Origin of the sequence: Empedobacter stercoris (assembly GCF_025244765.1) — a bacterium.
GTDB classification, from domain to species: Bacteria; Bacteroidota; Bacteroidia; order Flavobacteriales; family Weeksellaceae; genus Empedobacter; species Empedobacter stercoris.
The window spans coordinates 1634858-1647626 of the sequence record NZ_CP104209.1; the positions used below are offsets into that span (position 1 = coordinate 1634858).

The 12769-nt window shown below is 32.5% G+C and carries 11 protein-coding genes; 7 read left to right on the forward strand and 4 right to left on the reverse strand.

The window, feature by feature from the left end; all coding sequences use genetic code 11:
- Window positions 1-152: 152 nt before the first annotated feature.
- The 7 genes from NZD85_RS07730 to NZD85_RS07760 all read left to right on the forward strand — a co-directional run bounded on the left by NZD85_RS07730 (window position 153) and on the right by NZD85_RS07760 (window position 9743).
- Entirely contained in the window at window positions 153-3083 is a 2931-nt protein-coding gene (locus NZD85_RS07730; RefSeq protein ID WP_171622846.1) for a SusC/RagA family TonB-linked outer membrane protein, read from the forward strand.
- 13 nt (window positions 3084-3096) lie between these two features.
- Window positions 3097-4719: a RagB/SusD family nutrient uptake outer membrane protein gene (locus NZD85_RS07735; RefSeq protein ID WP_171622847.1), complete on the forward strand. Its 1623-nt coding sequence runs from the start codon at window positions 3097-3099 to the stop codon at window positions 4717-4719.
- Window position 4720: 1 nt separating this feature from the next.
- Window positions 4721-5746 carry a SusE domain-containing protein gene (locus tag NZD85_RS07740; protein WP_260541240.1) on the forward strand — a complete coding sequence of 342 codons (1026 nt, stop codon included), beginning with the start codon at window positions 4721-4723 and terminating at the stop codon, window positions 5744-5746.
- 88 nt (window positions 5747-5834) lie between these two features.
- On the forward strand, window positions 5835-8639 hold the full coding sequence (locus NZD85_RS07745; protein ID WP_260541243.1) for an alpha-amylase family glycosyl hydrolase: 2805 nt from the start codon (window positions 5835-5837) through the stop codon (window positions 8637-8639).
- A gap of 366 nt (window positions 8640-9005) precedes the next feature.
- Window positions 9006-9392: a sialidase family protein gene (locus NZD85_RS07750; protein WP_349678966.1), complete on the forward strand. Its 387-nt coding sequence runs from the start codon at window positions 9006-9008 to the stop codon at window positions 9390-9392.
- Entirely contained in the window at window positions 9386-9589 is a 204-nt protein-coding gene (locus NZD85_RS07755; protein ID WP_225532379.1) for a sialidase family protein, read from the forward strand. Before NZD85_RS07750 ends, NZD85_RS07755 begins: the two co-directional genes overlap by 7 nt.
- Window positions 9576-9743: a sialidase family protein gene (locus NZD85_RS07760; protein WP_225532378.1), complete on the forward strand. Its 168-nt coding sequence runs from the start codon at window positions 9576-9578 to the stop codon at window positions 9741-9743. Before NZD85_RS07755 ends, NZD85_RS07760 begins: the two co-directional genes overlap by 14 nt.
- A gap of 53 nt (window positions 9744-9796) precedes the next feature.
- On the opposite strand, the gene NZD85_RS07765 is transcribed toward NZD85_RS07760, so the two are convergent.
- The 4 genes from NZD85_RS07765 to NZD85_RS07780 all read right to left on the reverse strand — a co-directional run bounded on the left by NZD85_RS07765 (window position 9797) and on the right by NZD85_RS07780 (window position 12748).
- Window positions 9797-10513 (reverse strand): LOG family protein, encoded by a 717-nt coding sequence (locus tag NZD85_RS07765; RefSeq protein ID WP_225541772.1) that lies wholly within the window; start codon window positions 10511-10513, stop codon window positions 9797-9799.
- Window positions 10514-10583: 70 nt separating this feature from the next.
- Window positions 10584-11288, reverse strand: coding sequence for a Bax inhibitor-1/YccA family protein (locus tag NZD85_RS07770; protein WP_171622851.1), 705 nt, complete (start codon window positions 11286-11288; stop codon window positions 10584-10586).
- A 59-nt stretch (window positions 11289-11347) separates the two neighbouring features.
- Complete coding sequence (gene pnuC / locus NZD85_RS07775) at window positions 11348-12034, reverse strand: nicotinamide riboside transporter PnuC (protein WP_188319572.1); 687 nt, start codon at window positions 12032-12034, stop codon at window positions 11348-11350.
- An 84-nt stretch (window positions 12035-12118) separates the two neighbouring features.
- A complete protein-coding gene (locus NZD85_RS07780; RefSeq protein WP_225538917.1) occupies window positions 12119-12748 on the reverse strand; it encodes a 4'-phosphopantetheinyl transferase family protein in 630 nt (209 codons plus the stop codon).
- Window positions 12749-12769: the final 21 nt, after the last annotated feature.

A 12769-nucleotide genomic window follows, 5' to 3' on the forward strand; every position in this document is an offset into this window, starting at 1 on the left:
TCAGCAATTAATTTAATTATTTATTAACACGAAAACGTTTTCGTAACTATTATAAGTGTACAACATACACAATCAATGAATTAAAGGACTTACATTTGAAATTGAGAAGTAAAAATATAAATTAAAAATTAACGAAACAAAACGGAAAATATATGAGGATTTTAAAACAATCTCTTCTTGCATTAGTTTTATCAAGCCCTGCGATTTTATCTGCACAAACTGCAGTTAAAGGAACAGTTTATGATAGCACAAACAATGCAGTTCTTGCTGGTGCTGATGTTTCGAACATCACAACAGGAGTATCTACAATTTCTGATGAACAAGGAAATTTTACTTTAGAAGCGAATGACGGTGATATTATCGTGATTAGCAACTTTGGCTACGAAGATCAAGAAATAACATATGCAGGACAAACACAATTGCAATTACGTTTAGGAAAAACGACCGAAAACTTAAAAGAAGTTGTTGTTATCGGCTATGGTACAGCGAAAAAAGAAGATGTTACAGGTTCTGTTAATCAATTGAATTCAGAGGATTTTAACAAAGGATCGATTACATCTGCACAGGAATTAATGACAGGAAAAATTGCGGGAGTTTCTGTAACTTCTTCAGGAGGTGCGCCTGGTGATGACCAAAAAATATTAATTCGTGGAAATAGCTCAATCTCATTAAATCGCGAACCTTTATATGTTGTGGATGGCTTGCCTTTGGCAGATGAAAAAATTGGAGGTTCTCGTAATCCATTGGATTTCTTAAATCCGAATGATATCGAAACGATGACCATTCTGAAAGATGCTTCTGCAACAGCTATTTATGGTTCTCGTGCAGCAAATGGTGTAGTAATGATTACAACCAAAAAAGGGAAAGGCAAACAATTCAAATACAACTATAATTCGACAACTTCTATTTATGATCCAATCAAAATGGTTGATTTAATGAATGGCGACGAATTTAGAAAACTTGTGAATGAACATGGAACGGCTGATGATATTGCTAAATTAGGAAATACATCTACTGATTGGCAAAAATTGATCTATAAAACAGCTGTAGGTTTTGATCACAACTTTAGCGCTGTAGGGAAAATCGGAAATTTTATGCCTTCTCGTTTCTCTATTTCGAATACAAATCAAGATGGTATTTTAAGAGGTGATAACATTAACCGTACAACATTAAGTGTTAACTTGAATCCAAGTTTATTAGATGATCATCTAAAATTCGAAATTAACGCAAGGGGTTCTTACATCGAGAATATTTTTGCTAATCGTGATGCAATTGGTGCAGCGTTAGAATTTGACCCTACACAATCTGTTTATTCGAACGGAATTAATTCATGGCAAGGATACAACGTTTACACACAATTGATTGATGGACAATATTTCTTAAGAGATTTAACTCCAAATAATCCTATTGCTTTAATAAACGAAGTTAACGATACATCTGAAACAAGACGTTTTGCTGGAAATGCAAAAGCAGATTATAAACTACATTTCTTACCAGATTTAACAGCTACCGTAAATGTTGGTTACGACATTACAAATGCAAATGGTAGAAAAGTGACAAACTATGCTTTACCAAGTAAAAACACAAAATGGGACGGAGCTTACTCTAATTTCAGCAACGAATTTTCTAACAAATTATTAGATGCTTATTTAACCTATAATAAATCATTTGGTCTATCTACTCTGAATGCTGTTGTAGGTTATGGCTATCAAAAATTTGGTTACGATAAATTCTCATTCGATTCAGAAAAAGCAGAAATCGGACAAATTGCAGCTGTTGTTGACAAATACGAAAGTGTTTTATTATCTTACTATGGTCGTGTTAATTACAACTACGATAACCGTTATATCTTAACAGCAACATTACGTGCAGATGCTTCTTCTAAATTAAATCCAGATGATCGTTGGGGGTATTTTCCTTCTGCAGCTGTTGCATGGAATATTTCGAACGAAGATTTCTTAAAAGGCAACTCAACACTTAGTGACTTGAAATTACGTGTGGGTTATGGACAAGTTGGTAACGTAAATGGTCTTGAAGATTATTTATTCTTAACACGTTATACACAAAGTTTGTCATCAGCTCAATACCAATTTGGAGATAAATATTACCAAGTTTATCGTCCAGAAAAAGTTAATCCAAACCTAAAATGGGAAATTTCTAATACATTAAATATAGGTATTGACTATGCTTTATTCAGAAATCGTATTTACGGTAGTTTAGATATTTATCAGAAAAAAACAAAAGACTTAATTGCTGAAGTGTATGTTGATCAGTTTACCAACTTCTCTAATAAAATCAAACAAAATATTGGAGATATGGAGAACAAAGGGATTGAATTTAGCATCAATGCTGATATCATCAAATCGAAAGATATTGATTGGTCTTTTGGATACAATATCGCTTACAACGACAACAAAATTGTTAATTTAAAAAATGATAATTACGTTGGAGGAATTGATGGAGGAACAGGGATTAATGTTCAAGTTCACAAAGAAGGTCACACTCCATTTTCATATTTAGTTTACAAACAAATTTATGATGCAAATGGAAAGCCTATCGAGGGTGCTTATGCAGATTTGAATGATGATGGTGTGATCAATGAAGACGACCGTTATTTACACAAAAGTCCTTTCGCTGATATCACAATGGGATTCAATACAAGATTTAGATACAAAAACTGGGATTTATCTGCGACAGCTCGTGCAAGTATTGGAAACTACGTTTACAACAACGTCGCTTCTGCAAAAGGTTACTTAGCTAAAGCAACAGGTAATGGACAAGGATATTTATCTAATGTACACAGAGATTACTACAACACAGGTTTTTCTGCAATTACCGCAACTAACCTAACAAGTGATCATTATGTAGAAGATGGATCTTTCTTCAGAATCGATAACATTACATTAGGATATAATTTACAACAAGCAATAAAAGGAATGGATGTTCGTCTTTACGGAGCTGTTCAGAACGTTGCTTTATTCACGAATTATGACGGAATCGATCCTGAGGTATTTGACGGAATTGACAGAAACTTTTATCCAAGACCAAGAACATTTGTCGTTGGTTTAAATGTTAACTTCTAAAAACGTATTAAAAATGAAATTAAACATATTCAATATTCATAAAATAGCATTAATTGGAATCTTTTCATTATTCACATTAACATCTTGTCATGATGATTTGAATTTAAATCCAATTGATCCCGATATGGTAACAGAGAACGAAGTTTTCTCTAACGCTCAAGAAGCAAAAGCTGCTTTAGGAAAAATTTACGCTTCATTATCGTTAACAGGGCAAGAAGGTCCTGCTGGACAGCCTGATATAGTTGGTGTTGACGAAGGTACATCTCAGTACACTCGTTTAATGTTTTATCTTAACGAGTTAACAACTGATGAAGCAATTGTTGGTTGGGGAGATGCTGGTTTACCAAATTTGCATGCAATGGATTGGGGAGCAAGTAATCCGTTTGTTGAAGCAATGTATTTTCGTTTAGCTCAAACCGTTTCTTTCTCTAACTCATTCATCGAAAAAGCTGAAAAATTAGCTGAAAATGATCCAGAAGTTAAAAAATTTGTTGCTGAAGCTCGTTTTATACGCGCCTATGCTTACTATAACTTAATGGATTTATATGCGAATGTTCCTTTGGTTACAAAAGTTTCGTTAGAGTTACCAAAACAAAACAATCGTCAAGAAATATATACATTTGTTGAAACGGAGTTGAAAGATTTAGAATCTCTATTAGCAGATGCAAGATCTAACGAATATGGACGTGTTGATAAAGTTGCAGCTTACGCCTTATTATCTCGTTTATATTTAAATTCTGAGGTATACGTTAATCAAAATAAATACAAAGAAGCAGCAGAATATGCTAAAAAAGCAATCGAATCTGGTTATATAATCAATACAAAAGATATTAACGGAAATGGTTCTGCTTACGACGAATTATTCTTAGCTGATAATGATACAAATGGTGCGCAAAATGAAAACATTTTTGCAATCAATTTTGATGGACGTTATTCTACGACTTACGGTGGAGCTACTTTCATTGTAAAAGCGAAAATCGGAGGTTCTATGGCTCCAGCAGATTTTGGTGTAAATGGCGGATGGGGAGGTCCTCGCACAACAAAAGCATTGGTTAATCAATTCTCGAGTGCTGTTACACAAAGTAATTCAGCTGGAAATCCAACTGCTTGGAAAGACAAACGTGCAATGTTCCATTCGGATGGACAAACATTCGAAATCGAAAATGTTTCTGAGTTTAAAAACGGATATGCAATCACAAAATTCTCGAACAAAAAATCTGATGGAACAAATGGGAACAACGACACTGGAGAGCATGCTGATGTAGACATTCCAATTTTCCGTGTTGCTGAAATGTATCTTAATTATGCAGAAGCTGCTTTAAGAGGAGGTGGAGATACAGGTATCGCCCTTAACTATATCAACCAATTACGTGAGCGTGCTTATGGAAATACATCTGGAAATGTAACTTCTATTAATTTAGATTTTATTTTAGCAGAACGTTCTCGTGAAATGTATTGGGAAGGAACTCGTCGTACGGATTTAATTCGTTTTAACAAGTTTACGAACAATTACAATTGGCCTTTCAAAGGAGGAATTGCAAATGGTATGAATGTCGATAATCACAGAACAATATATCCAATTCCATTCAATGCATTAGCAGTAAATCCAAACTTAACTCAAAATCCTGGTTACTAAGATGAAAAATTTTATAAAATATATTTCGTTCGCTTGTGCAAGTGTTTTTGCGTTAAGCGCATGTAATGACGATGAAGACATCATACAATTAGATCCCTCAACATTTGTAGCGCCTGTAGTAGAAGCACCAACATCTAATTCGATTGTATTATTAGAAGAAAATGCGGCTTCAACTGCGATGACGTTCAAATGGTCTGCTGCTAATTATGGTGTAAACACTCCACCTAAATATGAATTAGAAATTGATTTAGCAGGAAACAATTTCGAAAATGCTAAAACAGTAACTTCTACATCCGCTACAACGGCTGATGTAACGGTTAAAGAATTAAATTTAATTTCTACAGATTTAGGTTTAGAACCTTTTAAAGAAGGTGAATTAGAATATCGAGTTGTATCAACAGTTGGTACTCCTGGTTCTCAACCATTAATTTCTAATGTTTATTCGTTAAACGTAACACCTTATCCTACAGATTTATCTACAAATTGGGGTATCGTTGGTTCTGCAACACCTAATGGTTGGGATGGACCAGATGTTCCTTTCTGGAAAACAGAAACTCCTAATGTATTTGTCGCTTACACAACTTTAAAAGATGGTGATATCAAATTCCGCCAAGATAATAAATGGGAATTGGACTACGGTGGCACAAATGGTAAATTAGAAAAAGGCGGTGAAAATATCGCCGTAAAAGCTGGTACATATAAAGTAACAATTGATTTGACTAACCTTACATATAAATTAGAAGATTACTCATGGGGGTTAGTCGGTGATGCTACTGCAAACGGATGGGAAGGTCCAGATGAAAAATTATCTTACGATGGTTCTATCGATTCTTGGGTCATTACAACAACTTTAAAAGATGGAAAATTCAAATTTCGTTTAAATAATGATTGGGCAGTAAATTTTGGAGGAAATGGAACTCCTGGAGAATTAACGGACAAAGACGGGCAAGATATTGATATTAAAGCTGGGACTTATAAAATAACAGCTAATTTCAACAAGAAAACTTATACAGTAGAAGCTCAATAAAATTTTTTCTCATCAACAAATAATTTTTTAAAAGCCATTAAAATTCAATTACGTTTTTTAATGGCTTTTTTCTAAAACTACACAAAACATGAAAAACATTCTATCTATTTTAATGCTTTTAATGGTAATATCTTTTACCAAAGCACAAATTACAACAACTCCTTCACCACCCGAAGCAAACCAAGCAGTTGTAATAAACTTCGATAAAACAGGAACAGGTCTTGCCAATTATTCAGGAGATATTTATGCGCATACAGGCGTAACTATTGATGGAAAACAATGGGAAAATATAATTGAAAGTTGGGGAAATAATACCACTCAACCCAAATTAACTTTCGTTTCTGGATCAACCTACAAATTAGAAATCCCTACATCTATTTATCAATTCTATGGAGTTGATACTTCTAAAAATATTACAGCAATAGATGTTGTTTTTAGAAGTGCAGATGGAAAACAACAAACTACGAATCTTTCTATTTCGGTAGGTTCTTTCAAAGTTACTTTAACTAATCCGCTCGAAAATTCAATTACAAATGTTTCTTCAGGATCAAGTTTTAACATCAAAGCGATAGCTACAAAATCTGCTAATTGGACATTATCTGCTAACGGAACTCAAATTGATGCATTAAATAATTCAACATCTTTTGATAAAAATTATACCATTTCACAAAATCAGAATTACACGTTGAGTGCTACTTTTAATGGTCAAACAATAAGCAAATCTTTTACAGTTAATATCAAACCAACAGTGAAAGATGTAGCTATTCCATCTAATTTACATGAAGGAATTAATTATTTGAATAATGATTTTACAAAAGCATATTTGGTTTTATACGCTCCACAAAAAGAGTTCATTCATGTAATCGGAAGTTTCAATAATTGGCAACTTTCTGATCAATATGTGATGAATCGAGATACAACTAACAAGGATTTATATTGGATTGAATTATCTAATCTTAAAGCAAGTGAAATCTATACGTTTCAATATCGAACAAGTGATGGAATCAAAACTGCAGATCCTTATTCGACTTTAGTTTTATCGCCTTATGATGATCCGTATATTACCGCAGCAACTTACCCAAATATGCCTGTATATCCTACTGGACAACAATTTGAAGTTTCGGTTTTACAAACAAATCAAGCAAAATACAATTGGAAAGTTTCAAATTTCAATCGCCCAAATAAAGAGAATTTGATGATTTACGAATTATTAATTCGTGATTTCAATTCAACAAAAACATGGCAATCTTTAATTGATGATTTTGATTATTTCAAAAAATTAAACATTAACGCAATCGAAGTTATGCCAGTAATGGAGTTTGAAGGAAATATTTCTTGGGGTTATAATACAGCTTATCATCTTGCTTTGGATAAAGCTTATGGACCAGCAGATAAAATGAAAGAGTTCATCGATTTGTGTCATCAAAATGGAATTTCAATCATTTTAGATGTTGCTTTAAATCATGTTTATGGTCGATCTCCGTTGGTTAGAATGTGGATGAATGATCCCGACAATGATGGTTTTGGAGAACCAACTACTACAAATCCTTATGTTAATCAAACCTCAAAACATAGTTACAATGTTGGATACGATTTAAATCATCAATTAACACCAACTCAAAATTATGTACAACGTACATTAAAACATTGGATTGAAGAGTTCAAAATTGATGGATTTAGATGGGATTTAACAAAAGGATTTACACAAAATTGTACACCTTCTGATGAAACTTGTACAAACGGATATCAAGCTGATCGTGTAGCAATTTTAAAAAAATATGCAGATATGCAATGGACAATTGATCCGAATTCCTACATCATTTTTGAACATTTAGGAAATAATGGTTCAGCACAAGAGGAAACAGAATGGGCGAATTATCGCATTAACGAAGGTAAAGGAATTATGCTTTGGGGTAAAGCGACTAATAATTTTAATCAAAATACAATGGGATATGCTTCGGATAGTAACTTTGATTGGTTGAAGCATACTGTAAAAGGTTTTACGAAAAAACATTTGGTTGCCTACGCAGAAAGTCATGATGAAGAAAGAATGATGTACAAGAATTTACAATATGGTGCATCATCAGGAACTTATAATGTAAAAGATTTAAAAACTTCTTTAGAAAGACAAAAAGCTTTAGGTGCCGTTCTATTTACGATTCCTGGTCCTAAAATGTTGTGGCAATTTGGAGAATTAGGATATGATTATTCGATCAATCATTGCGAAGATGGAACAAATAATGACGGATGTCGCACCAATCCAAAACCTATTCCAAGCGAAATTGGTTACTTAACAAATGCCGAAAGAAAATCTGTTTATGAAGTTTGGTCAAAAATTATTGGTCTTAAATTAAACAACAAAGTTTTCGAAACTGATAATTATACAATTACATCTGGAGATTTAAAACCGCGTATTCAGATTACAAATAATTTATTATCGTCGTCTGATTTATATGAGGTAATTGTTATTGCAAACTTCACAACAAGCACTCAAGCAATTGCGCCACTTTTTCCATTTACAGGAAATTGGTACAATTTGATGGACGAAACAACGCTGAATGTCACCAATACAAATTCATCATTTACAGTTAATCTAAATCCAGGTGAATTTAGAATTTTCGGGAATGCAAAAGCAAATTTATCAACAGATAATATTGAGGTTAATTCAGAAAAAATCTCTGTAACTCCAAATCCAGTTTCTTCCTCTTTTTCATTAAATATTAATTCAGAAAAAGTAAAAATTTATGATTTATCAGGAAAGTTGGTCAAAGAATTTTCAGGAAAATTTTCAGCAATACATCAATTTAACATCAAAGAATTACCAAAAGGTATTTACATTCTTGACATTGAAGCTAAAAATCGAAAATCGTCGGCGAAACTGATTAAAAATTAATTTCAAAAAAAGCCATTAAAATTCGTTTTGATGGCTTTTCATTTTCACAAATCGTTGAAAAATCAATAACTTGTCGGTTAATTTACACCATGACAAAAAAGAAAAATTCTACTTGCCATTTTTTCCTTCGCTTATACGCTGGGATTTGCCCAAACCAACAAACAAGTTTTATTTACAATCAAAAATCAATCGGATGTCAAATGTTATCGCATTCAGAGTATCATTACATCAGCAAAAGGAATATTGATTGCGGCAATCGACGAGCGTGTTCCAAATTGTGGCGATTTACTTTACAATCCTAATATCAATATTGTGATTAGGAAAAGTGATGACAAGGGAAAAACATAGTCAGCAATCAAGCGAGTTATCGATTTTCCAGATCAAGAATCTGCTTCTGATGTATCAATGGTTTTGGATGAAAAGACAAAAGAAATTTATCTTTTTTACAATTACATGAATCATAAAATTGCGAAAAATGAATTTCGATTACATTTTGTAAAAAGTGCTGACAATGGAGAAACGTGGTCAAAACCTGTTGATATTACGGACCAAATTACGCCAACGGAATGGAAAAAAGATTTTAAATTCATTACTTCTGGTCGTGGCGCATACACAAAAGAAGGTTGGATTTTGAATACATTGGTTCGATTGAAAGACGGTGTTTACGTATTCGGAAGTAAAGATCATGGAAAAACGTGGGAACGAATTTCGAGTGTTGCAGAAAAAGCTGACGAAACAAAAATTGGATGTTAAATGCGCGCATTCAAAATGCTGGTTTCCGTAAAATATTTATCTCAAAAGATCAAGGAAAAACATGGACTTCTAAAATGGATGAACAATTAATTGATCCAACTTGTAATGCTTCGACATTGGTTTTAGGAAAAGATATTGTGTTTAGTAATTTGCATGATTCAAAAGATAGTCAAAAACCTGGGATTGAAAGTAAGTAGAGATCAAGCGAAAACATGGAATTTTTTCAAAACTATAGAACCAAATTCTTCGGCTTATTCCGTTTTAACGAATATATCAAAAAATAAAATTGGTATTTTTTATGAAGCTAATGATTACCAAGATATGGTTTTTGAAGTAGTTGATTTAAAATAAATTCAATCATAAAAATATAAAAAACCTCATCAAATGATGAGGTTTTTTGTTGCTTAAAAATTAAGCTTGATATTATATTTTGCATAGAAATTCTGAATGTGACCAACCGCCTCTTCTGCTGTATCAACTAAACGGAAAAGATCTAAATCTGTTTCAGAAATATAACCATCTGCAATCACTCGATCTCTAATCCAATCAAATAATCCAGACCAATATTCAGTACCAACCAAAACGATTGGGAAACGACCTGTTTTCTTTGTCTGAACTAAAGTTAATGCTTCAAACAGTTCATCTAATGTTCCGAAACCTCCTGGCATTACGATGAATCCTTGAGAATATTTTACAAACATCACTTTTCGAGCAAAGAAATAATCAAAATTTATTTCATATTCACGGTCAATATATTTGTTCAATTCTGTCTCGAAAGGCAATGTAATTCCTAAACCAACAGATGAGCCTCCTCCTTTTTGAGCACCTTTATTTGCAGCTTCCATAATTGCAGGTCCTCCTCCTGTAATAACACCAAAACCTATTTTAGTTAATTGATAGGCAATTTCCTCTGCTAATTGATAATAATGATTTTCTTTTGATGTACGTGCCGAACCAAAAATAGAAACACAAGGTCCAATTTTTGACATGGCTTCATAACCATTTACAAACTCTGCCATAATCTTGAACAATGCCCAAGAGTCATTTATTCTAATCTCGTTCCAATCTTTTGGTCGAAACGGAGATTGTATTCTATCTACTTCTTTTTCTTTATTTGTCATAGTATTTTAATAAAAAGAACCGTAACAAAAATGCTACGGTTCAATATACAAATTTATTGTTTGTTTCTGTTTAATCTCTGCTCATAAAAATTCTTAAAATATACCAGAATAGTAACATTAATGATGCAAATAACGACAATGCTGCTGCAACATATTGTTGTGTTCCAAATTCATATTTTAGTTGATGCGTATTGTATAATATTGCACCACCTGCTAATGCACACATTCCTACTGAGAACCATAAGCCTAAATCGAACCCAAATAACATCCCAGCAATTATCAAACCAATTGCTAAGAAGAATCCAATTGTTAACGCTCCTTTTAAAACAGAAAAATCTGCTTTTGTAAAAAATACGATAGCTGATAATCCTACAAATAATCCTCCTGTCACAACTGCCGCTTGTTTTATAACGTATGTTCCGCCATAATGTAATGCGATGTAAAGCATTGGAACAAAAATTAAAGCTTCTGCAATTATATACAATAAGTAACCTAAGTATTGTTTTGATTTAGAAATCGAACCATAAGCCATTTTTTGTGCGACCCAAGTAATTCCCATAAATCCAGCCAATAGAATTAACCAAAGATATCCTGAAGTTAAACTTAACATAAAGCTGACTAAAGCTTCTGATTTCAACATCAAAGATTCGATTAATACAAATACTAAAACTCCTCCTGCAACATGTCCATAGGTATGTTTATAAAAATTTGCTCTTTCTGCACTCGTTGCTTCTGCAACCAATTGGTTTTGTTGATATACGTGTTGATCTTCCATATTTTTTTAGGTAAAATTTTTGATAAATAATTAATGCTAAAATAATAAAATAAACTTATTTACTCGCTCACTATTTTTTGGTAATTTTTAATAGATTTAATCCAATCAATTAGTCCAATAATCGATAAAACTAACAAAACAATATACTGAAATGATGTAATCACAGCTCCTTTATGAATCATCAGTGGAATCATCACCAAATCACCAATTATCCAAAAAAACCAATTATCAATTTTTCGTCTTGCCATCATCCACATCCCAATCAAAAAGATGGCTGTTGTCGATGCATCTATAAAATCTATTTGAGTATAATGAAATTGACATTGATTGATAAAACTTGTGTCAAATCCATTCTGAATAACTGGACGGAAATAATAAATCGTCAGAATAAACAGAAAACTCAATGCAAACAAAATCGTTGCATACAAATATTCTTTTTTCGAAGCCCACGAAACATCGACATGTTTATGATCTTCTTCAAGATTTTTTTGCCACAAAATCCAACCATATATTGCCATCGATGTATAATAAAAATTGATTATTGTTTCGCCATACAATCCCCAATTAAAAAATAAATAGATAAAAATAAATGTCGAAATAATAGTGGTCGGATAAACCAATATATTACGTTTGTAGGTATAATAAACGGAAATAATCCCAAATAGAGTTGCAATAGTTTCGAGCAAAATATTCAACGAAGAATACGTTTTATAAGGCGCAAAAATATAATCAATAAAATCGTTCATGGTTAATGTGTTAATTCGCTAATTTGAGAATGTGAGAATAATTTTTGAGTTTCATAAGTCGTAATTCTAATTTCGCATTTCGATTTATTCATAATCCAGCACCCAAACCAAATAATATTCTCCAATCATTTTATAAAACGCATGGTATTTTCGAGATTTTATCTCATCAGAAATCCAACAAATAATTTGATTATTTTCTACTAATTCAAATTCTTCTACGCGATAATGATTCAGAAAATTCCAAAGATTTCCACCATTCAATTTGTACAAACCTTCTTTCATTCCCCAAATTACATGCAAATATTCAATTTCATGCTCTTGCGGAATCCAAGCGATTTCATCTGGACGCGCAAATTTGTGTTTAATGTTTAAAATTTTTCTTGGTCGAGCCAATTCAATATCTATCCCAATATTATATTCGCTCACGCCAACAGAAACCAATCCATAGGAATGCGTGATAGAAATTTCTTTATTTGTAGGTAAAAAAGGTTTTCCTCTTTCGTCATAATTTACATCATAATCCAAGTCCAATTTCTTTAGACAAGCGCGCAAACCAAGATATTCTCTGGCCTGTTTAGGTCGAAGATTATTATATTTTTCCATCCTATAATCCTCTAAATGAAGATATTCTAACAATTCTTCATTCGATTCTGTTACATTCCACGTAATAATGCGGGTATGTTTAAAATCGTTAATATAATCGATAACGGGCATTTTATTAATCGAAATTTGTTT

Coding starts and splice junctions, on each gene's coding strand:
- NZD85_RS07740 (WP_260541240.1), top strand. CDS start 4,721: ATGAAAAATTTTATAAAATATATTTCGTTCGCTTGTGCAAGTGTTTTT.
- NZD85_RS07770 (WP_171622851.1), bottom strand. CDS start 11,288: ATGGAAGATCAACACGTATATCAACAAAACCAATTGGTTGCAGAAGCA.
- pnuC (WP_188319572.1), bottom strand. CDS start 12,034: ATGAACGATTTTATTGATTATATTTTTGCGCCTTATAAAACGTATTCT.
- NZD85_RS07730 (WP_171622846.1), top strand. CDS start 153: ATGAGGATTTTAAAACAATCTCTTCTTGCATTAGTTTTATCAAGCCCT.
- NZD85_RS07780 (WP_225538917.1), bottom strand. CDS start 12,748: ATGCCCGTTATCGATTATATTAACGATTTTAAACATACCCGCATTATT.
- NZD85_RS07765 (WP_225541772.1), bottom strand. CDS start 10,513: ATGACAAATAAAGAAAAAGAAGTAGATAGAATACAATCTCCGTTTCGA.
- NZD85_RS07745 (WP_260541243.1), top strand. CDS start 5,835: ATGAAAAACATTCTATCTATTTTAATGCTTTTAATGGTAATATCTTTT.
- NZD85_RS07755 (WP_225532379.1), top strand. CDS start 9,386: ATGTTAAATGCGCGCATTCAAAATGCTGGTTTCCGTAAAATATTTATC.
- NZD85_RS07735 (WP_171622847.1), top strand. CDS start 3,097: ATGAAATTAAACATATTCAATATTCATAAAATAGCATTAATTGGAATC.